This window comes from Streptomyces sp. NPDC001732 (genome assembly GCF_053596315.1).
The window spans coordinates 14,395-35,879 of sequence record NZ_JBSFFY010000001.1 but is presented as its reverse complement, the minus strand read 5'-3'; the positions used below and the strand labels follow the sequence as shown (position 1 = coordinate 35,879).

General features: G+C 71.9%; 14 protein-coding genes and 1 tRNA gene. 2 read left to right on the top strand and 13 right to left on the bottom strand.

Annotated features, from left to right (window positions below):
- Nucleotide 1: 1 nt before the first annotated feature.
- The 5 genes from ettA to ACWCXX_RS00120 form a co-directional block, all read right to left on the bottom strand.
- Nucleotides 2-1,666: an energy-dependent translational throttle protein EttA gene (ettA, locus tag ACWCXX_RS00140; protein WP_402344724.1), complete on the bottom strand. Its 1,665-nt coding sequence runs from the start codon at nucleotides 1,664-1,666 to the stop codon at nucleotides 2-4.
- Between the two features lie 374 nt (nucleotides 1,667-2,040).
- Nucleotides 2,041-3,486 (bottom strand): LAETG motif-containing sortase-dependent surface protein, encoded by a 1,446-nt coding sequence (locus ACWCXX_RS00135; protein WP_451122594.1) that lies wholly within the window; start codon nucleotides 3,484-3,486, stop codon nucleotides 2,041-2,043.
- 278 nt (nucleotides 3,487-3,764) lie between these two features.
- Entirely contained in the window at nucleotides 3,765-4,367 is a 603-nt protein-coding gene (locus tag ACWCXX_RS00130) for a single-stranded DNA-binding protein (protein ID WP_451122592.1), read from the bottom strand.
- A 99-nt stretch (nucleotides 4,368-4,466) separates the two neighbouring features.
- Complete coding sequence (locus ACWCXX_RS00125; RefSeq protein ID WP_451122590.1) at nucleotides 4,467-6,428, bottom strand: GTPase; 1,962 nt, start codon at nucleotides 6,426-6,428, stop codon at nucleotides 4,467-4,469.
- On the bottom strand, nucleotides 6,428-8,077 hold the full coding sequence (locus ACWCXX_RS00120; RefSeq protein WP_451122588.1) for a dynamin family protein: 1,650 nt from the start codon (nucleotides 8,075-8,077) through the stop codon (nucleotides 6,428-6,430). The genes ACWCXX_RS00125 and ACWCXX_RS00120 overlap by 1 nt, the downstream gene beginning before the upstream one ends.
- 328 nt (nucleotides 8,078-8,405) lie before the next feature.
- Between ACWCXX_RS00120 and ACWCXX_RS00115 the strand changes: the two genes are divergently transcribed.
- Nucleotides 8,406-8,478: transfer RNA gene (locus ACWCXX_RS00115), tRNA-Arg, on the top strand.
- A 160-nt stretch (nucleotides 8,479-8,638) separates the two neighbouring features.
- Here the strand turns inward: ACWCXX_RS00115 and ACWCXX_RS00110 are convergent.
- The 5 genes from ACWCXX_RS00110 to ACWCXX_RS00090 all read right to left on the bottom strand — a co-directional run bounded on the left by ACWCXX_RS00110 (nucleotide 8,639) and on the right by ACWCXX_RS00090 (nucleotide 14,581).
- The gene (locus tag ACWCXX_RS00110) at nucleotides 8,639-9,298 is read right to left on the bottom strand and encodes a response regulator (RefSeq protein ID WP_451122586.1); all 660 of its coding nucleotides are present in this window, start codon (nucleotides 9,296-9,298) and stop codon (nucleotides 8,639-8,641) included.
- Nucleotides 9,271-10,563: a sensor histidine kinase gene (locus tag ACWCXX_RS00105; RefSeq protein ID WP_451122584.1), complete on the bottom strand. Its 1,293-nt coding sequence runs from the start codon at nucleotides 10,561-10,563 to the stop codon at nucleotides 9,271-9,273. The genes ACWCXX_RS00110 and ACWCXX_RS00105 overlap by 28 nt, the downstream gene beginning before the upstream one ends.
- A gap of 172 nt (nucleotides 10,564-10,735) precedes the next feature.
- On the bottom strand, nucleotides 10,736-12,247 hold the full coding sequence (locus ACWCXX_RS00100; protein ID WP_451122582.1) for an FG-GAP-like repeat-containing protein: 1,512 nt from the start codon (nucleotides 12,245-12,247) through the stop codon (nucleotides 10,736-10,738).
- Nucleotides 12,248-12,406: 159 nt separating this feature from the next.
- Nucleotides 12,407-12,859: an anthrone oxygenase family protein gene (locus tag ACWCXX_RS00095; RefSeq protein WP_451122580.1), complete on the bottom strand. Its 453-nt coding sequence runs from the start codon at nucleotides 12,857-12,859 to the stop codon at nucleotides 12,407-12,409.
- A gap of 84 nt (nucleotides 12,860-12,943) precedes the next feature.
- Nucleotides 12,944-14,581 (bottom strand): YfbK domain-containing protein, encoded by a 1,638-nt coding sequence (locus ACWCXX_RS00090; RefSeq protein WP_451122578.1) that lies wholly within the window; start codon nucleotides 14,579-14,581, stop codon nucleotides 12,944-12,946.
- 993 nt (nucleotides 14,582-15,574) lie between these two features.
- Between ACWCXX_RS00090 and ACWCXX_RS00085 the strand changes: the two genes are divergently transcribed.
- Nucleotides 15,575-17,161 carry an ABC transporter substrate-binding protein gene (locus ACWCXX_RS00085; RefSeq protein ID WP_451122576.1) on the top strand — a complete coding sequence of 529 codons (1,587 nt, stop codon included), beginning with the start codon at nucleotides 15,575-15,577 and terminating at the stop codon, nucleotides 17,159-17,161.
- Here the strand turns inward: ACWCXX_RS00085 and ACWCXX_RS00080 are convergent.
- From ACWCXX_RS00080 to ACWCXX_RS00070, 3 genes are all read right to left on the bottom strand, one after another.
- Nucleotides 17,145-17,801 carry a DUF4291 domain-containing protein gene (locus ACWCXX_RS00080; RefSeq protein WP_451122574.1) on the bottom strand — a complete coding sequence of 219 codons (657 nt, stop codon included), beginning with the start codon at nucleotides 17,799-17,801 and terminating at the stop codon, nucleotides 17,145-17,147. The genes ACWCXX_RS00085 and ACWCXX_RS00080 overlap by 17 nt on opposite strands.
- A 133-nt stretch (nucleotides 17,802-17,934) precedes the next feature.
- On the bottom strand, nucleotides 17,935-18,840 hold the full coding sequence (locus tag ACWCXX_RS00075) for an ABC transporter permease (protein ID WP_451122572.1): 906 nt from the start codon (nucleotides 18,838-18,840) through the stop codon (nucleotides 17,935-17,937).
- Entirely contained in the window at nucleotides 18,837-21,407 is a 2,571-nt protein-coding gene (locus ACWCXX_RS00070; RefSeq protein ID WP_451123514.1) for an alpha/beta fold hydrolase, read from the bottom strand. Before ACWCXX_RS00070 ends, ACWCXX_RS00075 begins: the two co-directional genes overlap by 4 nt.
- Nucleotides 21,408-21,485 lie beyond the last annotated feature (78 nt).

The window sequence follows — 21,485 nt, the reverse complement described above, 5'->3', positions numbered from 1 at the left end:
ATCAGCCTCGCGTGAGCTTCTTGTACGTGGCGCGGTGCGGGCGGGCCGCGTCCGCGCCGAGGCGCTCGACCTTGTTCTTCTCGTACGACTCGAAGTTGCCCTCGAACCAGTACCACTTGGAGTCGCCCTCGTACGCCAGGATGTGCGTGGCGACCCGGTCCAGGAACCAGCGGTCGTGGGAGATGACCACGGCTGCGCCCGGGAACTCCAGAAGGGCGTTCTCCAGCGAGGACAGGGTCTCGACGTCGAGGTCGTTGGTGGGCTCGTCGAGGAGCAGCAGGTTGCCGCCCTCCTTGAGCGTCAGCGCCAGGTTGAGGCGGTTGCGCTCACCACCGGACAGGACCCCGGCCGGCTTCTGCTGGTCCGGGCCCTTGAAGCCGAACGCGGAGACGTACGCCCGCGAGGGCATCTCGACCTGGCCGACGTTGATGTAGTCCAGCTCGTCCGAGACGACGGCCCAGAGGGTCTTCTTCGGGTCGATGTTGGCGCGGGACTGGTCGACGTAGGAGATCTTGACCGTCTCACCGATCTTGACCGAGCCGCTGTCGGGGGTCTCCAGGCCCTGGATCATCTTGAACAGCGTGGTCTTGCCCGCGCCGTTCGGACCGATGACGCCGACGATGCCGTTGCGCGGCAGCGTGAACGAGAGGTCGTCGATGAGGACCTTGTCGCCGAAGGCCTTCGAGAGGTTCTCGACCTCGACGACGATGGACCCGAGGCGCGGGCCCGGCGGGATCTGGATCTCCTCGAAGTCCAGCTTCCGCATCTTGTCCGCCTCGGCCGCCATCTCCTCGTAACGGGCGAGACGGGCCTTGGACTTGGTCTGCCGGCCCTTGGCGTTGGAGCGGACCCACTCCAGCTCTTCCTTGAGCCGCTTGGCGCGCTTCTCGTCCTTGCGGCCCTCGACCTTGAGGCGGGCGGCCTTCTTGTCGAGGTACGTGGAGTAGTTGCCCTCGTACGGCAGGGCGCGGCCGCGGTCGAGCTCCAGGATCCACTCGGCGACGTTGTTCAGGAAGTACCGGTCGTGCGTGACGGCGACGACGGCGCCCGCGTACTTCGAGAGGTGCTGCTCCAGCCAGTTCACCGACTCGGCGTCGAGGTGGTTGGTGGGCTCGTCGAGGAGCAGCAGGTCCGGGGCCTCGATCAGCAGCCGGCACAGGGCCACGCGGCGCTTCTCACCACCGGAGAGGTTGACGACCGGCCAGTCGCCGGGCGGGCAGCCCAGCGCGTCCATGGCCTGCTCCAGCTGGGCGTCCAGGTCCCACGCGTTGGCGTGGTCCAGGACCTCCTGGAGCTTGCCCATCTCGTCCATGAGCTCGTCGGAGTAGTCGGTCGCCATGAGCTCGGCGACCTCGTTGAAGCGCTTGAGCTTGCCCATGATCTCGGCGGCGCCGTCCTGGACGTTCTCCAGGACGGTCTTCGTCTCGTCGAGCTGCGGCTCCTGCATGAGGATGCCGACGGTGAAGCCGGGCGACAGGAACGCGTCGCCGTTGGACGGCTGCTCCAGGCCCGCCATGATCTTCAGCACCGTGGACTTGCCGGCGCCGTTGGGGCCCACGACACCGATCTTCGCGCCGGGCAGGAAGTTCAGGTTGACGTCATCGAGGATCACCTTGTCGCCGTGCGCTTTGCGCGTCTTGCGCATGGTGTAGATGTACTCAGCCAAGAGAAACCGTCCGGCAGCAATAGAGGTGTGGGCAGATACACCCATCTTGCCTGACGTCGGCACCCGGACGGAAACCAGTACGGCCTCCGGCACCGTCCGCCCCGCCTCCCAGCCCCACCACCACGCCCTTCCCGCCCCCCGTACGCCACGGCCCGCGCCGTACGGCCCCGGCCCGCCAGGGCCCCGGGCAGAGGCGGCTGCGGCCCGGGGCCCGGCCCCTCCGCCCCGGGGCGGAGGGGCTCCGGCCCCCTCCGCCCCAACACGCGAAAGCCCCGGTACGGGCCGGCGGACGCTGTGGATCAGCGTGCGCGGCGGCGTACCGGGGCCGTCACCGGGCGGGCGCGACGATCCGCCCGCCCTTCGTCACTCCGTGATCAGGCGGAGGCCTGCGTCTTGCGCTTGCGGAGCAGGAAGACCGCGCCGCCGCCGACGACGACGAGGACGATCGCGACGCCCGCGATGACCGGGGTGGCGCTGGAGCCACCGGTCTCGGCGAGGTCGCCCGAGCCGCCGGTGGCGCTGCCGCCGGAGGTGGCCGGGGCGGGCTTGTCCCCGCCGGTCTGGGTCTCGGTGCCGCCGGTGGTGCTGCCGCTGGTCTTGCAGTCCAGGACGCCCTTGAACGTCTTGCTGAAGCCACCGGGGCCGGTGATCGTGAAGTCGTACGCCTGGTCCTCGGCGACCGGGACGGTGATCGTCTCGGACTTGCCCGCCTCGATGGTGTGCTTCAGGCCGGCCAGCTCGAAGGTGAACGCCTCGTCGCCCTCGTTGCTCGCGGTGACGTCCACGCCGCCCTTGGCGCAGTTCTTCTTCGCCGAGACGGCCGGGATGGCGCCCTTCTTGGCCCAGGTACCGGTGGCGGTCGCGGAGACCGTGGACTCGCTGGAACCGGCCAGGATCATGGTCTGGCTCTTGGTGACGCCGGCGAAGGCCCGGCCGACCGGCACCGAGGTGGTGGCCTGGACGGTCAGCGAGGCGGTGCCGTCGGCGGTGCCCGCCGGGACGTCGAAGTAGAGCTCGGCGCCGTTGGCCGCGGTGGTGACGGGCTTGCCGCTCTTGTCGGTGACCTTGACGCCGCTCGCCGCGTCGGCGGGCGGAGTCACGGAGACCTGGCCGGCGTTGGTGCGGACGGTGATCGGGCCGAGCTTCTCACCGGACTTTCCGGAGACCGCGGCCGGGTCCAGGGCGAGGGACGCCTTGGGCTCGGCCTGGTCGACGGCGCTCTTCTCCAGCCAGTCGGCGAGCTTCTCGGCCTGGCTGTCGGTGGCGTCGACGTCGACGTTGTCCGAGTAGCGCCAGATGGCGACCTGGGTGCCCGCCGCCGCGGTCCTCTCGGTGAGCGGGCCGGTGCCGGCCGCCTTGGCGAGCGCCGCGAGGTCGTCGACCTGCGGGTAGGAGTGCTCCAGGATCCAGCGGATCTTGCCCGCGTTCTTGTTGGTGTTGAGCGAGGTCTGGTCCCAGGGGGTCTCCAGGTACTTCGCCTGGTCCTGGGTGGGGTTGTGGATGTCGATGCAGTACGTCTTGAGCTTGCCGCCGCCGTCGACGGTCATCTCGAAGAGACCGGCGGGCAGTTCCTGGTTCTTGCCGTCCGCGTGGAGCACAGCGCGGTCGTAGGTCTTCAACCCGTCCAGAACCGCGGCCGCGCCGCCCTGGTGCTGCGGGGTCTCGTCGGCGACCGCGCTGCCCGCGCCGACGAGGGCGCCTGCCACGACCAGCCCGGAGACCACCACGGACGCGGCCAGCCCGGTTATACCGCGCCGCCGTGAAGAGCCGGTCGTCGTCTCCGTGGACGGCGAAGCGGTCGCTGAAGAAGCAGAAAACACAGAATTCCCCTCCGGGCAGGACCGTCCGCGCCCGATACGCGTGTGGGGATCGTCCTGCCAGTCGACTCAAGTGCCCCGTGAGTACGGGGGAATCCTAGGGACGAAAAGATGAACAGTCCCCAGCCGTACCGTCGTACAACCATTCCGAATCGGAATCGTTATCGCCGATCTCGCATATGTTCCCCCCACCCCCATGGATCCCGGAACCGACCGGTCTCTCCGGTTCACGCCCCGGCCTCTCCCGTTCACGTTCCGTCCGCTCGCCCCGCCCGGTCCGTTCACGGAACCGAGGCGAGTTCCCGAGCGGCTTTCTGACGCCCCGTGGTCCGCCCGCTCCTCCGCCGTACAACTCCCCTGTCCTTTTCGCCGCCTTCACCGCCTTCACCGCCTTCACGCCCTTCACCACTGTCTCCCCCGCCACCGCTCCCCCCGCCCCCGTCGTTCCCTCCGCTCCACGGGTCGCCGTTGCCCGTACCGCCCGCCCCCTCCAAGCTCCCCACGGAGGCCACCGAGGCGGGCTCTCCCCTCGACACCCGCCGGAACGCGGCCGTCCCCCGTGTCAGATCGTGGCCCACCGCGACCGCCTCGATGTCCACGAACGTCTTCCGCTGTCCCTCCCGTTCCTCCTCACGCACCTTCAACCTGCCGTGCACGACGAGCGGTTCGCCGACGGAAACGGAACCGGCCAGGTTCAACGCCAGCGCCCGCCAGGCCCACACGGTGTAAAAGCTGGTGTGCCCGTCCGTCCAGAGCTGTTTCCCCCGGTCCCAGCGGCGCGGCGTCACCGCGAAACGGAATCGCGCCATTCCGCCGGATGCCGTCTCCCGGAAGTCCACGCCCGTCGCCGCGTTGCCCACCAGCGTCACCAAGGTGTCGTTCATGACTCCGCCTCCCCTTCGGCCTTCGGATCGGTGGCCGCTTCCGCGCGGTCACCGATCCCAGGTTGAAGGAGAGGCGGAAATCCTGCCGGGGCCTGTGGACTACGTACCGGTTGTGGAAATCTCCGTCACCGTCACGTACCTCTCCCGCACCTCGCGGTACCGCGCGAGTTCGGCCGCCACCGGGTCGAGGACCCGTGCCCGTCCGCACGCCGCCGCCGCCTCGCGCAACTGCCGCTCGGCCTCCTGCCCGTACCGCCGCGCCGGCCCGTGTGCCGCGGCCACGCACGACCACTCCACCAAAGGGCCTCCGACGATTCCGGCCAGCATCACCAGGGCCGGAGCGAGGAAGCCCGGTTCGAGCACCCCGACGATCTGGCCGACCAGCCAGAGACCGCCGAAGACCTGCAGCAACGTCATCGACACCTGGGCCAGCACGGCGGCCGGCCACCACTTCGGCCTCGGCGGCCTCCCGTTCGCCCGCCCGCCGTGCGCCGCGGCGGCGGTTCCCGCCGCCTCCGGCTCCCCGGCCGCCGCACCGGCCGTGCCGCGCCCGTCCTCGCCCGCGCCACCGGTTCCGCCCGGACCGTTCGCCCGGCCCCGCGCCTCCGCGGTCCCGGCCCGCTCCACCAGTTCGTCGAGTGCCTCCGGCAGCCCCTCCGCACCGTGCACCGCCGCCTCGCGGACCGCCTGCGCCCAGGGACCGGGCAGCCCGTCCGCCGCCTCGTCCGCCACCGCCCGTACCGCCTGCTCGACGCGCTGCCGGGAGGTGAGCCGTTCCTCGGGGGGCGCGGGCTGCACGGGGCGTTCCGGGCTCCCGGGCCGTCGGGTGGACTCGTACCAGCGCCACAGCCGCAACCACGGCGTGCCGCACGCCCGTCCGGCGTTGCGGCGCCACTCGCGCTCGGCCGCCTGGCCCGTCGCCGCCGCTCCGACGGCCTCCGCGAGCCGGTCGGCGAACTCCTCGCGGGCCCGTTCGCCGAGGCCCGCCTGCCCCTCGGCCACGTACACCGGACGGAGCCTGGCCGCGGCGACGTCCACGTCCGCGGAGAGTCTGCGCGCCGCCGCGGTGCGTTCCTGGACGAACCGGCCGAGCACCTCGCGCAGTTCGTCCACCCCCTCGCCGGTGAGCGCGGACAGGGACATGACGGTGGCGCCGGGTTCGCCGTGTTCGCCCAGGGCCATGCCGTCCTCGTCGAGCAGTCTGCGCAGATCGTCGAGGACCTGGTCGGCGGTGTCGCCGGGCAACCGGTCGATCTGGTTGAGGACGACGAAGGTGACCTCGGCGTGTCCGGCGAGCGGCCGCAGATAGCGCTCGTGCAGGGCCGCGTCCGCGTACTTCTCCGGGTCGGCGACCCAGATCACCGCGTCGACCAGCGCGAGCACCCGGTCGACCTGGTCCCGGTGGCCGGTCGCCGCCGAGTCGTGGTCGGGCAGGTCGACGAGGACGAGCCCCTGCAGGGCCTCGTCACTCTCCGTGCCGCCCTGCTGCGGCCTGCGCCTCAGCCGCCCCGGAATGGCGAGCCGGTCCAGCAGGCCCGCGGCCCCGTCGGTCCAGGAGCAGGCGATGGGGGCGGAGGTCGTCGGCCTGCGCAGCCCGGTGTCGGAGATCTGGGCGCCCGCGAGGGTGTTGAAGAGGGTCGACTTGCCGCTTCCGGTCGCTCCGGCGATGGCGACGACGGTGTGCCGGGAGGAGAGCCGCTGGCGCGCCGCCGCTTCGTCGAGCACCCGCCCCGCCTCGGCAAGGGTGGCCCCGTCGAGCCGGGCCCTGGACAGTCCGACGAGCTCACGCAGCGCGTCCAGCCTCGGCCGGAGCGGACCGCCGGAGGGCACGTACGCCTCGACCTGGGGCAGCCGCGCGTCGTCGTCCCGTCCGGTCTCGGGTTCGAGGTCGGCCGACCTGGTGACGGCCCGCCGGGCGATGAGCCCGTCGTTCCACTCCCGGCCCGGCCCCGCCGGACGGTCCGTCCCGCCGCCGTCCCGCCCCGGGTCGTCGGCGTCCCGGTCCTCGTGAGCAGCGGGGCTCCCGCCCCGGCAGATTCCCTCGTCGGTGACGGCAGTCATCACTGCCACCTCTCCTTCTGCAGTACGGACAGCGCGGCGATCAGTTCGGCCTGCGGCTCCGGGGCCACGTCGAGCGCGTCGAGCGGGGCGAGCCGCCGGTCGCGCTCGCCGTTCAGCACCCGGTCGAGACAGTCGGTGAGCAGTGCCCCGCCCCGGTCGCGCAGCCGCAGCGCGCCCTGGGCACCGATCCGTTCGGCGAGTTGTTCCCCGGCGCCGCGGGTGCGTCGGCCGCCGAGCAGGGCAGCGGCCAGCAGTGCCGTCACGGTCCCGGGGTCGGGTGCGGCGTTGCGCTCCAGCCGGCGCACCTCCTCCTCGGCCAGTTCCTCCAGGACCCGCCGCCACCGCCGTACGGCCATGGCGATCCGGCCCCGGATGTCCTCGGCGGGCCCCCATCCCCCGGCCTCCCGGCCGACGTCCTCGAAGCCGAACACTCCGGCCGCCGGGTCGCGCCGCCAGGTCGTGCGGATCTGTTCGTCGGCGGCGGCCACGGCGCACTGCAGGAGCGCGGCGAGGCTCTCGACCAGCGCTTCGAGGAGTTCCTCGGAGGTGCTGTACAGCGGGTAGCCGCGCCATCTGGTCCGGGCGTCCCCGGCGAGCACGCCGCCGCTGCGCAGCCTCCGCCGCACCCGGGCGCCCTCCGTCCGGTACGCGTCCTCGACCACCCCGCTCAGCCGTACCGCCGCCGCGTACTGTGCCGCGACGGCCCCGGCCAGTTCCAGCATCCGCACGTCCAGCGAGGCGATGGCCCCGGCCGCCGTGCGCCCGACGGCCTGCTGGCGGGCCGCCGGGTCCTGGGCGCGGTGGCTGAGCCAGGCCCGCAGCGGGGCGACCGCGGTCGTGGGCAGCAGCCCGTTGCCGCCACCGGCCGACTCGGGCAGTTCGGGGATGGTGAAGCGCGGCACCTCGCCGAGGCCGGCCCGGGTGAGCAGCGCCCCGTACTGCCGGGAGACCTCGCCGATCACCTGGTGCGGCACCCGGTCGAGGACGGTGACGAGCGAGGCGTCGTACTGCTTGGCGGTGCGCAGCAGGTGCCAGGGCACCGCGTCCGCGTACCGGGAGGCCGTGGTCACCATCACCCACACGTCCGCGGCGCAGATCAACTCGGCGGCCAGTACCCGGTTGCGCACCACGAGCGAGTCGATGTCGGGCGCGTCGAGCAGCGCGAGCCCGCGCGGCATTCCGGGCGCGGTCTCGATGCGCAACGTGTTCGCGTCCTCCTCCTCGCTCCCGTCGAGCTCGTCGAGGTCGTCGCAACGGTCGAGGCCCCCGGACTCCTCCAGGGGCAGCCAGACCCTGGTCAGCTGCGGCAGTACGCGCACCCCCGCGAACCAGTGGTGGTCGTCCGGGTGGCAGACCAGCACAGGTGTCCGAGTGGTCGGCCGCAGCACCCCGGCCTCGCTGACCCGTCTCCCCACCAGGGAGTTGACGAGCGTCGACTTCCCCGCACCGGTCGAACCGCCGACGACGGCGAGCAGGGGCGCTTCGGGATCCCTCAGGCGGGGAAGCAGGTAGTCGTCGAGCTGGGCGAGCAGTTCGTCCCGGGTCTGCCGGGCGCGCGCGGCTCCCGGCAGCGGAAGCGGAAGACGCACGGCAGCGACACGGTCGCGCAGGGCGGAAAGTGCGTCGATGAGCTGAGGCCGTCCATCCAAGGTCACCACATGCGAAGAATGCCCAATTTTGGAGCCTTTTTGAAGCGTATAACCACCTCTGCGCGCCGGTTCTCCGCCGAAAATGGAGTCGGGACAGAGGGGACGAGTGGGGCGCAGGCATAACGAGTGCACAACACCCGGCGCGCGAGACGTCAAAAGCGGTGCGCGAATCCCACCTACCTGCGATTATCGGTTCGCTTCACCGAACCTCCACAACGTGCCACGCAGGTGAAGCAACCAGGACGAGGCAACAGGAGCCCTATCCTTGTTCCGGCAGGTCACCGACCGGCCCGGCCCCAGGGCTCCAGTCCGCCGAGGCCACCATCCGGCCCCCGTAGCTCAGTGGATAGAGCAGGTGCCTTCTAAGCACTTGGCCGCAGGTTCGAGTCCTGCCGGGGGCGCACAGCCCACAGGCCCATGGCCCTCCCCGACAGGAGGGCCTTTTTTCTCGGGTCGGAGGCACGGTAGCGAAGGCCGCGTAGTGACGGCGTAAGGCCCGGTGGATCGGGGTTCCGCCCGGCGTGGCGAGGGCATCGCGCCCGCGGAGGGCGGGCGCGCGGGTCAGGCGCGCAGGTAGGTCAGGACTGCCAGTACCCTGCGGTGCGTCTCGTCGGCCGGGGGCAGGTCCAGCTTGGCGAGGATGTTGCCGATGTGCTTGCCGACCGCCGCTTCGGAGACGACCAGTTCGCGGGCGATGGCGCCGTTCGATCTGCCCTGGGCCACCAGGGCGAGCACCTCGCGTTCGCGGGCGGTGAGGCGTTCCAGGGGGTCGCGGCGGCGGCGCAGGAGTTGGCGTACGACTTCCGGGTCGACGACCGTGCCGCCGTCGGCGACCTCGCGCAGGGCGTCGACGAACTCCTCGACCTGGCCGACCCGGTCCTTGAGCAGGTAGCCGACGCCCGAACCGTCCCCGGAGTCGAGGAGGTCGGCGGCGTAGGTGCGTTGTACGTACTGGCTCAGGACCAGCACCGGGAGTGCGGGGCGTTCCGTGCGGAGGCGGATCGCGGCGTGCAGGCCCTCGTCCTGGAAGCCGGGCGGCATCCGGACGTCCGTCACGACGATGTCCGGGGCGTGTTCGGTCACGGCCGTCACGAGTGCTTCCGCGTCGCCGACCGCCGCGACCACCTCGTGGCCGAACCGGCCGAGCAGGCCGGTCAGTCCGTCGCGCAGCAGCACGCTGTCCTCGGCCAGGACTACGCGGAGCGATCGGTCCACTCGCAAGGAATCTCCACACGCAATCGGGTCGGGCCCCCGGCCGGGCTGGACAGCGCAAGTCTGCCATCGAGCACGGACACCCGGTCGGCCAGGCCGGTCAGTCCGCTGCCGCCCCCGCTCGTGCTCGCGCCGCCCCGTCCGTCGTCGTGGATCTCCAGGAACAGGCGGCCCCCGGTGTGGCCGCCGCTGACCTCGGCGCGGCTCGCCCCGCTGTGTCTGGCGACGTTGGCCAGGGCCTCGCAGACCACGAAGTACGCGGCCGCCTCGACGGCTTCGGGGAGTCTGCCGGGCAGGTCGAGCCGCAGGTCGACGGGGATCACGGAGCGTTCGGCGGCGTCCGCGACCGCCGCCCGCAGGCCGTAGTCGGCCAGGACCTGGGGGTGGATGCCGTGGATCAGTTCGCGCAGTTCGGCGAGGGCCCGGCCCGCTTCCTCGTGGGCCCTGGCCAGTTGGTCGGCGAGCGGGCCGGGCGGGGCGTCCAGCCGGGCCAGGCCGAGCATCATGGTGAGTGCGACGATGCGTTGCTGGGCCCCGTCGTGGAGGTCGCGTTCGATGCGGCGGCGTTCGGCCTCGAAGGCGTCGACCAACCGGACGCGGGAACGGGCCAGTTCGACCAGCCGGTCGTCCAGTTCCGTCGGTCCGGGGACGAGCAGGAGGCGGGTCAGCGCCGCGCGCGCCCCGGCCGCCGCGCCCAGGGCGTGGCCGCCCAGCAGCAGGAGTACGAGGCCGCCCGCCGCCGTCGCGAAGGCTTCGGGCCATGTCGTGACCGTCCACAGCTTCACCACGCGGAGCTCCTCGCCGTCCCCGTACATCCGCATCAGCACGGGGGTGGCCGCCATCGTCAGCGGTACGGCCGCGCAGACGGCCACCACGAGGGCGTCGAGCGGCCACAGGACCACGGCGAACAGCAGCGTGTACCCGAGCTCCCGCCAGGTGACCCGCTCCCGGAACCGGCACGTCAGCCAGCTCCACAGCCCCGGTTCGGCGGGCCTGCGGTGCGGGTCCGGCACCGGCGCGGGGTCCATCAGCCGGAGCCGGCGCCGCTCCAGGGCCGCCACCGGAATCCCGGCCAGGGCCATGAGCGCGAGCAGGGGCAGCCCGATCAGTACGAGGGAGAGGATGCCGCCCACGACCACCCCGAGCACGGTCGCCACCAGGAGGACCGCCCCCGTCAGCGCGCCACTGATCAGGTAACCGGCCGACCGCCAGGGCCAGGAGGACAGCAGGTAGCGGGAGGTCGGCAGGGTCTGCCACACGGTGCGGGGGCACATGGCCCCACCGTAGAAGGCGCTCCCCGGGCGGGACATGCCCGCTGCCCGAGTCCCGGGGGTGGGGCCCGCCCCACCCCCGGGCCGGGGCGCCCTGCCTTTGGGCCGGCCTGCCCCGGGCCTACCCCGGCCCGGCCCGCTCCCGTCCCGGGAAGTCCCGTCTCCGGAGAGCGCGTCAGTGGTTGAACGACGAGCCCAGTTCCGCGTTCGTGCCCACCGTGCCGAGGGTGCCGTGGCCGAAGGTGAACGAGCCCTTGGCCGTCACGCCGGAGGCGGTGGACGGGAAGACCCACAGGGCGCCCGCCCTCGTGTTCTCGCCGGGTGCGCCGACGACCAGTTCGCTGCGGCCGTCGCGGTTGGCGTCGACCAGTTTCACGGCGAAGCCGAACCCGTCCCCGGCCTCGGCGGCTCCGGGGACGCCCGTGGTGTCCTGGTTGAAGCCCAGGGTGCCGGTCCCGGTGGGGCCGGAGACGGTGCCGCGGAGGATCAGGACCGAGCCCGCCTCCTTCTTCGTGCCGAGGGCCTCGTCGGGGACGCCGACGGCGATGTCGCCGTAGCCGTCCCCGTTCATGTCGCCGATCGACAGCGACGTGCCGAATCCGTCGTGCACCTCGGCGACGCCGGGGACGCCGGGGCTGTCCTGGTTGAAGACCTCGGCCCGGTCGCCCCGGGGCCCGGTGGCGCTGCCCGGCACGTAGGTGATCATGCCGCCCAGGGCCAGCGGATGGTCCAGGTCGCTGTCGTAGCCCTCGACCGCGCGGCCCACGACGAGGTCGGCGTACTTGTCGCCGTTGATGTGACCGGCCGCGATGGTCTCGCCGCCCTGGAGGCGGTAGCCGTTCGCCCGCTTGACGACGGTGTAGTTCTCGGCGAGGCCGGTGGCGCCGCCCTTGCGGACGAGGATGCGCCGGGCGTCGTACTCGTCACTGTCGTGGACGGCGGCGGCGAGGTCGTCGCGGCCGTCGCCGTCGAAGTCGCCCACGGCGAGGTCCTTGTACCGCAGTTCCTCCATGTCGCGGATCTCCCGGACCGGGGCCGCCGCGCCGCCGTCGCGTCCGAACGGGCCGGACAGGACGTGGATGTCGCTCATGCCGAGCGTGACCACGTCCGTGTCGCCGTCGCCGTCGAAGTCGCCGACGGCGATCTCGCCGCCGATGCCCTCGTACTGCTCGTCGCCGGTCAGGAGGGTCGCCCCGCCGGACAGTCCCTGTGCGCCGCCCCAGATGACGGTGAGCGTACCGGCGCCCTTGGACGTGCCGGCCTTCTCGTTCTTCGCGCCGACGACGAGGTCGCCGTACCCGTCGCCGTCGAGGTCGGCGGAGGCCGTCGCGCCGCCGAACGCGGCACCGGCCGCGGCGGAGCCCGGTACGCCGGGCGAGTCCTGGGTGAAGACCTGCCTGGTGGAGGTCTGCAGACCGTTCCTGGAGCCGTACACCACACCCACGTACCCGGCCCCGGCCCTGCCCGCGACGGTGGCGCCGGGGGCGGTGAACGCCACGTCCGGGTAGCCGTCCCCGTTGAAGTCGTCGCGGCGCGCGGTCGGGGCGGGGACGGCCGTCCCCGCGGAGGCCGCGGCCGTGGCGGCAACCGATCCGGGCGTCGTTGCCCGGACGGTGGGAAGGGTGATCACGGCGGTCGCCACGGTGATGGCGAGGACCACGGTGGTTCCGAGGGCGCGGGATGCCACGAGGGCTCCTCCGTTCGGATTCGAGGAGAGCGTTCCGGAAGGTGCGCGTCGTACCGGGCACCGTGCAGACTCAGACCCGCGAACACCCGCCGGGGTTGCCCTGCGGGCCGGAGCGCCCCGGCTTCTCCACTCCCCCGCGCGAGGGGTGCGCGGAAGGCCCTACGAGCCGGCCACCGCCAGCAGGGCGAACGCGGCGAGCGACAGGAGCGTCCGGACCCGGTGGAGCCGGTTCCACGGGCCCTCGAAGGCGGTACGGGCGGCGCTGTCGTCGCCGCCCTCCGACTGCGCGAGCCGGTTGTTCAGCGGGATGTTGCCGACGATCGTGATGAGGTGGCTGCCGATCGCGCAGGCCAGCGCCGCCAGGGCGACCACCCGGTCGGTGCCGCCGAAGACCACGACGGCCGGGAAGGCGATCACGCCGAGGAAGAGGAGCAGGAAGAGCGGTCCGGGCACCTTCTCGTTGAAGCGGCGCATGGCGTCCGTGAACCGCTCGTCCGACAGGACCGCGAGGCCGGGCATGACCGCGATCAGGAACGTCAGCATGAATCCGGCGTAGAGCCCGGTCGTGATGACGGCGAGGGCCAGGAAAAGGGATTCGAGGGAGGAGGACATGGCATACATCATGTCGTCGGCGAACGCGCCGCACAGCCCACTTCCGCAGGACGGTGCGGCGCGTCAACTGCCTTTGACCGAAGGTCAGTCCATCTCGCCCTCGGGCTCTCCCCCGGCCCCCACGCCGCGCCTGCCGTCGCGCAGCCGGTCGGCCTGCCCGATCGCGGTGGCCAGCTTCCGCACCGAGTCGTCCTCGGTGTCGGACGCCAGTTTCCCGGCCCGCGAGGCGAGTTCACCGAGGCCGGGCGCGCCCGGCAGCTCCCTGCCGCGCAGCGATTCGGCGAAGTAGGCGGCCACGGCGGTCACTTGGAGGCGCTTGGAGGAGCCGCCCCACAGCGGGCCGTCGATCGCGTTCGTGCCGATGGAACCGGTCCGCTCGTGCGGGGCCCGGGTCTTCGGGTCCTGCCAGCGCACGGTCGCCGTCGCCACGTGGCCCGAGGCGCCCTCCCTGAGGCGTACCGCGTAGAGCGCCGTCACCGTGTGGCCGGGGCCGACCTCGCCGCCGTCGACGCGGTCGTTGCGGAAGTCCTCGTCGGCGACCTTCCGGTTCTCGTATCCGATGAGCTTGAACTGCTTCACGGTCTTCGGGTCGAAGGCGACCTGGGCCTTGGCGTCGCGGGCCGTCAGTTCGAGGTGGGCGGGCAGCTGGTCGACGAAGACCTTGCGGGCCTGGGTGTCGTCGGCGATGTACGTGGTGTGGCCGTCGCCCTTGTTGGTGAGCTCCTCCATCAGCGCGTCGCCGTAGTCACTGCCGACGCCGACGCCGAAGAGGGTGATGCCGTACTCGCGGCGGGCGGAGTCGATGCGTTTCAGGATGGCGCCGGCCTCGGTCTCACCGGTGTTGGCGAGTGCGTCGGAGAGCAGGACGACCCGGTTGGTGGCGCCCTTGGCGCGGCCTTCGACCGCCTCGTCGTAGCCGCGCCTGATGCCGGCCTCCACATTGGTGGAGTCGGTGGCCTCCATGGAGTCGACCCGGTCGCGGATCTTGCCCCGGTGGTCCCGCAGCCGGGTCATCGGCAGCAGGGTCTCGGCCTCGTCGCTGAAGGTGACCAGGGAGATCGAGTCGTCGTCGCGGAGTTCGTCGGTCAGGATGCGCAGGGACCGCTTCACCAGGTCGAGGCGGCCCGGTTCGGCCATCGAACCGGAGATGTCCACGACGAAGGTGAGCGCGGCGGGCGGGCGGGCGTCGCGGGAGGGGGCGGCCCTGGTGGCCAGACCGACCCGTACCAGCGACCAGTCGGCGTTCTTCGCCGCGGGCCTGGCCCCGTCCATGTTCACGGCGAAGCCGTTGCCCTCCGGCCTCCGGTAGCCCTGGCGGAAGCTGTTGACGAACTCCTCGGGCCGCACGGTGTCCGGCCTCGGCAGGCTGCCGTCGGCCAGGGTGCGGCGCGCGTAGCCGTACGAGGCGGTGTCGACGTCCAGGGCGAAGGTGGACAGGTAGTCGGGCGCGACCGGCGGCGCGGACTTCTCCGGCCCGCCCGCGTCCCGCTTCTTCGCGCCGTCGCTCTCGGCCACGCCGCCCGAGGCGGCGGGTGCGGGCCCCATGGCCGGTCTGCCCCTGCGGTCGACCGCGGAATCGCTCGTCGTGGCGGTGCCCGAGCATCCGGTGAGCAGCACCCCTCCCGCCAGCAGCGCGCCGAGGGCCCCCTGCCACGTCCGCGGAAGTCCCGCCGCGCGCCTGCCCGTCCGGTGTGCTCCGTACTTCCTTGTCCGGCGCTCCATCGCTTTCCCCCCAATGTCCTCGTGTCAGCACTTGTGAATGTGACGTGCGAGGCGGCGCCCCGGAGCCGACGAAGATGTTGCGGAAGGATCTCGATGCGGCAACAGCGGCCGGGAAACGGGCGGAACGTCAAGGTCGGGACACGAAGTCCTCACGGCGGGAGCACATTGCCCGAGCCGGCGCGGGCAACCGTGCTCATATCTGCACCCGTCCTCATATCTGTACCCGCGCCCGTATCCGTATCCGCGCTCGTATCCGTATCCGTGTCCGTATCCGTGTCTGTACCTGCCCGCGTATCCGTATCCGCGCGCCCCGTCCGGACCCGCACCGTTCAAACCGTCACATGCCACGGAATTGGTGATTCTTCCGCAGCAATGCGGAAAAGACGCTTGAGAAATACCAGACGGGGACCAGAAGGGCCAGGGCGGCGAAGGCAGGTGAATCACTTCCGACCTGTCGTCAGGGAGGGGAAGGCGCCGGAAACGGGGTTTCCCGCATTTGTCCGAGGATAGGGCCCGACGGGTCCTTGAACATTGGCCCGACGGTGTCCAAAAGGAGCGGTGACGCGGCCCTGATCTGCTGCTACGCCGTGACCGAAACCTGCGGTCACACCGGGCCACGCCCCCGCCCGGAGGCCTTCGCCGCCCGGCCGCCACAAGCGATCACCAAGCTTTTCAGGCCAACCCGTCGACCGTCCCCGGCAATTCCTTCCGCAAGCTGCACTGCCGCACGGTGCCGTGTACTAATAGGTTGTCCAACAGCACCACGAGACTGCCCACAACCTGTCTTCTCCTGTTCATCCAATGGAATTTGACGTCAAGTCACCGCGCGTAGAGTTCCTGGGTGAACACCGGGTCCGGAAGGGCCGCCGGTCCGTACCACGACCCCGGCGGCCCGGTCGGCCCCGTCGGGCAGCCGCGGTGTTCACAGCACTTCCTGACCTGATCCGGTTGTCCGGGAACCCCCCTCCCGGCCGAGAGTATGAGGCGCGTTCTGTGAAGGTTCGTACGAGTCGGCCGGGCGCCCTGATCTCCGTGGGCCTGGCGGCGGTGCTGCTGACGGGTTGCGGGTCCCAGAACGAGATCTGGCAGTTCGACTCCAAGGAGCGGATGGTCGTCGGGATGTCCGACGACATCCTCGCGACGGACCCGGCAGCGGGTTACGACCCGGGATCCTGGCTGCTGTTCAACAACGTCTTCCAGTCCCTGCTGAGCTTCCCGCCCGGTGCTTCCACCCCGGTGCCGGAGGCCGCCGAGGAGTGCAGCTTCTCGGACGGCAGCAAGACCTACACCTGCACCCTGCGCGACGGGCTGAAGTTCAGCAACGGCCACAACCTCACGTCGAGGGACGTCAAGCACTCCTTCGACCGGGCGATCAGGATCAACGACCCGGCGGGCCCCGCGCCGCTGCTCTCCACCATCGCGTCGATCGAGACCCCGGACGTGAAGACGGTCGTCTTCCGCCTCAAGGTGCCCGACGCGACGTTCCCCAGCAAGATCGCGTCGGGTGCCGGTTCCATCGTGGACCACCAGGTCTACCCGGCGGACAGCCTGCTCAAGGGCGACAAGGCGGTCGGTTCCGGCCCCTACGAGCTGGACTCCATCGACAAGTCGAAGGCCGACTTCTCGGTCTATTCCGGCTACCGGGGCAACGCCGAGGTGAAGAACTCCGGCGTGACGCTGCGGCTCTTCCGCGGCAACCAGCAGGCCCTCAAGTCGTCCCTGGAGAAGGGCGATGTGGACATCGCGTACCGCGGTCTCACCGCCAAGGCGATAGCCGCCCTGGACACGTCGCCCGCCGCCGAGAAGGACGGCATCGAGGTCGTCCAGGGAAACAGCGCCGAGGTCCAGCACCTGGTCTTCAACGTGGCCGATCCCGTGGTCGGCAAGATCGCCGTGCGCAAGGCCGTCGCCCATCTCGTCGACCGCTATGCCCTGGTCAGCAAGGTCTACGAGTCCACGGCGGCCCCGCTCTACTCGATCGTCCCGGTCGGCATCACCGGCCACGGCACCTCCTTCTTCGACACGTACGGCGACAGCCCGCAGCCGAAGCTGGCGAAGAAGCTCCTGCGGGAGGCGGGCATCACCGACAAGGTGAAGCTCACCCTCTGGTCCACCCCGAGCCGTTACGGTCCCGCCACCGACGACGAGCTGCGGACCATCGCCGAGCAGCTGAACAAGAGCGGCCTCTTCGACGCCCGGATGAAGTCCGTCCCGTTCGACGAGTACGAGGAGGGCATCGCCGAGGGCAAGTACGGCATCTACGTGAAGGGCTGGGTGCCGGACTACCCCGACCCCGACAACTTCACCCAGCCGTTCTTCGGCAAGGGCAACGTCCTGTCGAACAACTTCGAGAACGGCGAGATATCCCGGATCATCCCGCGGACGTCGTCCATGACCGACCGGGCGAAGACCCGTCAGGAGTTCATGAAGCTCCAGGACATCGTGGCGGACCAGCTGCCGCTCCTGCCGCTGTGGCAGGGCAAGCAGTACGCGGTCGCCCACGAGAACGTCCGCGGCCTGCAGAACTGCCTGGACACCTCGACCGTCTTCCGGTTCTGGGAACTCAGCACCGCGTACTAGGGTTCTCGCCCGGATCGGGGACCGCCCCCGCCACCGGCTCGGCGACCGCGACCGGGACCGGGGCGGCGCCCGACGGGTACGGCGACTCCCGCGGCAGCATTTCCGCCGCCTCGTCGAGGTTCCCGGCCACGACCAGCGCGTGGACGCGGCGGGCGAGCGGGGTGACGTCACGGATGGAGACCGTCCACTCGTCCGCGTACCGCCGCGACGCCTCGCCGGAGAGCCCGAGCTGGAGCGAGCGGTACGGCAGCCGGTTAAGGCGCAGGTCCCGCTCGGGGTCCCACTGGACGCGTGCCGGGGCCCGGCGCAGGGCGCGCTGCCAGGTGGCGCGGTCCGGGTGGACTCCCCTGACGTAGTGCGAGAGTTCGGCGCCGGACAGGGCACGGTCGAAGCCCTCGCGGGTGATCTCGACGGCCAGCACGGTCTCCTGGCCCTCCTTGGTGCCCCAGCCGCAGCGGTACATCATCCACAGGAAGCTCGGCTTGATCCACGTCATGCGGTCCCGCTTCCAGGTGTCGGGGAAGCGCCCGTCGCGCACGGCGGGGAGGCCGATGGACGGGGTGTACGCCTGGTAGACGGTGATCGTGCTGTCCGTGTACTGGGCACGGATCTCGTGCTGCGGCCTGGTCGGAGCGGTCATGGTCCCATCAGAACACCGGCCCGCCGGGCGCCGCGAACGAATTCCCGGGCCCCGGCACGGTCTCCGCCCCCTGGCCCGGGGACCTCTGATCCCGGGCCCGGGGTCGGAAGACCCCCGGGCCCGGTTCGTCGGTTCAGGACACGATGTCCTTGCGGCCGAAGCCCCGGAAGGCGAGGGCGAACAGGATCAGGGCGTACGTCACCGAGATCGCCGCCCCCTTCACCATGCCGCCCCACTCCAGCTCGGGCTGGAGCGCGTCCGCCCAGGCGAACTGCCAGTGCGCGGGCAGGAATTCGCGCCAGGAGCCGAGGGCGGTGACGGCGTCCAGCACATTGCCGACGATGGTCAGCCCGACCGCCCCGCCGACCGCGCCCAGCGGGGCGTCGGTCCTGGTCGACAGCCAGAACGCCAGTCCGGCGGTGACCAGTTGCGAGACGAGGACGAACGCGACGACGAGCGCCAGCCGGGGCACGGTGTCCGAGGTCGCGAGCACGCCGCCGGTGGGGAGTTGGAGCGGCCCCCAGCCGTACGCGACGGCCCCCGCGACCAGTGCGACGAGCGGCAGCAGCACCATCGCGGCCAGACTGAAGCCGAGCGCCACGACCAGCTTGCTCCACAGCAGCCTGGCCCGTGGCACGGGTGCCGCCAGCAGGTAGCGCAGCGAGGACCAGCCGGCCTCGGAGGCGACGGTGTCCCCGCAGAACAGCGCCACCGGCACCACGAGCAGGAACCCCGCGGAGACGAACAGGCAGGTCGCGGCGAAATTCGCGGCGGAGGCCGTCGCGGTGTCCATCAGGGTGATCCGGTCGTCGCCGCCCCGGGAGGACGGCGTGCCGCCGATCGCGAACGCGACGATCAGGACGAGCGGCAGCGCCGCCAGCACCCCGCCCATGAGCAGGGTGCGGCGTCTGCGCAACTGGCGCACCGCCTCGACCCGCAGCGGCAGGGTGTGCCGGGCGCGGTAGCCGGGGGCCCCGGCGGTGGCCCCGGTGACGTCGGCGGCTTCGGGGGCATCGGTGACATCGGCTGCGGCACTCATGCGGAGCCTCCGGAGATCAGGGTGAGGAACGCGTCCTCCAGGCGGCGGTGCGGCCCGACACCGGTCAACGGCACGTCCAGCCGCACCAGTTCGGTGATCAGCTCGGTCGGGGTGGCGCCGTCGAGCCGTACGAACAGCCCGCGGCCGTCGTCCGTGCGGGCGGCCGAGCCGATCCCGGGCAGCGCGGCGATCTTCTCCACGAGGGGTTCGGCCACCTCGCGCGCGCTGGTGACGAGCAGTGTGTCCCCGGACCCGGTGATCTCGGCGACCGGGCCGGCCTGGACGAGCCGGCCGCGGTCCATGACCACGAGGTGGGTGCAGGACTGCTCGACCTCGGAGAGGAGGTGGCTGGAGACGATGACGGTCCGGCCCCCGGCCGCGTACCGGATCATCACGTCCCGCATCTCGCGGATCTGGGGCGGGTCGAGCCCGTTGGTCGGTTCGTCGAGGATGAGCAGGTCCGGCAGGCCCAGCATGGCCTGGGCGATGGCGAGCCGTTGCCGCATGCCCTGCGAGTACGTGCGGACGGCGCGGCCCAGGGCCTCGCCGAGCCCGGCGATCTCCAGGGCCTCCGCCAGGTGCGCGTCCTCGGCGGGGCGCCCGGTGGCCTGCCAGTACAGCTCCAGGTTGGCGCGCCCGGACAGGTGCGGCAGGAAACCGGCGCCCTCGACGAACGAGCCGACGCGGGACAGCACGGGCGCCCCGGGCCGGACGGCCTGCCCGAAGACGCGGATCTCGCCGTCGTCGGGCGTGATGAGCCCCATCAGCATGCGCAGGGTCGTGGTCTTGCCCGCGCCGTTGGGTCCGAGGAGCCCGAGCACCTGCCCCCTCTCGACCCGGAAGGACAGGTCCCGCACCGCGTACCGGTCGGCGGACTTGGCGTACTTCTTCGACAGCCCGGTGATCCTGAGGGGCACGTCGGCGAGCGCCGGGTCGGGCGCCGGGGCCGCGGTGCGGCGGCGGGCGGTGAGCAGCAGGGCGGCGGCGATCACGACGGCGGCGGCCGGGAGTGCCCAGGTCCACCGGGGCAGGGGGGCCGCCGCGGTCTTCAGGGCGGGGGCGGTGGGGACGGTGAGCGGGCCGGCGGGAGTCACGGTGTACGTCGCCGGCTCGGCCGGTGAGGCGTAGCCGAGGTCGGTGGTGGAGAGGACCAGGCGGAGCCGGTGTCCGGTGTCGAACCGGTGGTCGACGGCGGGGAGGGTCAGCCGTACGGCCCCGCCCTGCCGGTCCCGCGGGATGCGGACGGGGGCGACCAGTTGGGAGGGCAGCAGCTGTTGCCTGCCGTCCGGGGACACGTCGTACACCTTCCCGAACAGGACGGCGTCGCCGGAGTCGGTCCGGAGGTCGACGTCCACGGTCGGGGTGCCGGTGACGCGCAGGGGCGTGTCCAGTGGCGCCGAGTCGAAGCGGGCGTGCTGGCCGGGGAAGTCGAGCGAGAGCCCGACGCCGAGGGACGACAGCCGGGAGAGGCCGCCGCCGACGCCGGGGACGGCCGAGACGGCCGGCGGGGCGGCCCCGGCGGGGTTGCGGAACGTCTGCGTCCGCCGCCCGATGCCGATCTCCTCCTCCCCGCTGCGCAGCCCCGGGTACGTGTCGCTGCTCGCCCCGCGCGTGAGGGCGGCCCCGTCGGTGGAGTCGACCCCTCCGGTCCGGGTGACGCGGAAGGCGGGGCCGGTGTCGGCGGCCTTGTCGCCCTTCAGGTACCGGTCGAACCAGCGGCCGACGCGCTGTCGCACCCGGTCGGTCTCCAGGTCGCCGCCGTCGTGTCCGCCGGCGATCCAGTCGACGGCGACCGGGGCGCCGTTGCCGCTGATCGCCCTGGCCATGGCGTCGGCCTGGCCGAGGGGGAAGAGGGAGTCGGACTGTCCCTGCACGATGAGCGCGGGCACCCCGATCCGGTCGGCGACGGCGCTCGGGGAACGTTCGGTCAGCAGCGCGCGGGCGGCGGCGTCCGGCTTCCCGCCGACGGCGACCCGTTCGTACATCTCGCAGAGCCGCTTCTCGAACTTCTGGCAGCCGCCGCCGGTGGTGACGAAGATTCCGGCCCAGAGCTTCTTGAAGACCCCGTCGGGGAAGAGGGCGTCGGCCAGGTTCCAGTAGGTGATCTGCGGTGCGACGGCGTCGACGCGCTCGTCGTGCCCGGCGGCGAGGAGCGAGACGGCTCCGCCGTAGGAGGCCCCGGTGAGGCCGACGCGGGGGTCGCCCTCGGCGTCGAGCCGTACCTCGGGCCGGTCCGCGAGCCAGTCGATCAGCCGGGACACGTCCGCGACCTCGCGGTCGGGGGCGTTGAGCGAGATCTCCCCGCCCGATTTCCCGAAGCCGCGCGCGGACCAGGTCAGCACGGCGTACCCGGCACCGGCCAACTGCTCGGCCTGGGCCCGCACATCGTCCTTGCTGCCGCCGAATCCGTGCCCGATGAGCACGGCCGGCCGACGTTCCGTGCCGCCGGTGGTGAAGTACGAGGTGTCGATGGGGACCCCGTCGAACCGCATCGTCCGGTCCTGGCGGTGCACGGCGGGCGCGTCGTCGTCGGCCGCGGCGGTCCAGGTGCCCGCCCCGGCCAGCAGGACGAGCGCCGCGAGGCCCGCGGCCCATCGGCCGCGCCTGCGGGGCAACAGCCGTCGCCGGCGGGGCGGGTGCGCATC

Coding starts and splice junctions, on each gene's coding strand:
- ACWCXX_RS00130 (WP_451122592.1), bottom strand. CDS start 4,367: ATGAACGACACCTTGGTGACGCTGGTGGGCAACGCGGCGACGGGCGTG.
- ACWCXX_RS00125 (WP_451122590.1), bottom strand. CDS start 6,428: ATGACTGCCGTCACCGACGAGGGAATCTGCCGGGGCGGGAGCCCCGCT.
- ACWCXX_RS00105 (WP_451122584.1), bottom strand. CDS start 10,563: ATGTGCCCCCGCACCGTGTGGCAGACCCTGCCGACCTCCCGCTACCTG.
- ACWCXX_RS00095 (WP_451122580.1), bottom strand. CDS start 12,859: ATGTCCTCCTCCCTCGAATCCCTTTTCCTGGCCCTCGCCGTCATCACG.
- ACWCXX_RS00090 (WP_451122578.1), bottom strand. CDS start 14,581: ATGGAGCGCCGGACAAGGAAGTACGGAGCACACCGGACGGGCAGGCGC.
- ACWCXX_RS00080 (WP_451122574.1), bottom strand. CDS start 17,801: ATGACCGCTCCGACCAGGCCGCAGCACGAGATCCGTGCCCAGTACACG.
- ACWCXX_RS00075 (WP_451122572.1), bottom strand. CDS start 18,840: ATGAGTGCCGCAGCCGATGTCACCGATGCCCCCGAAGCCGCCGACGTC.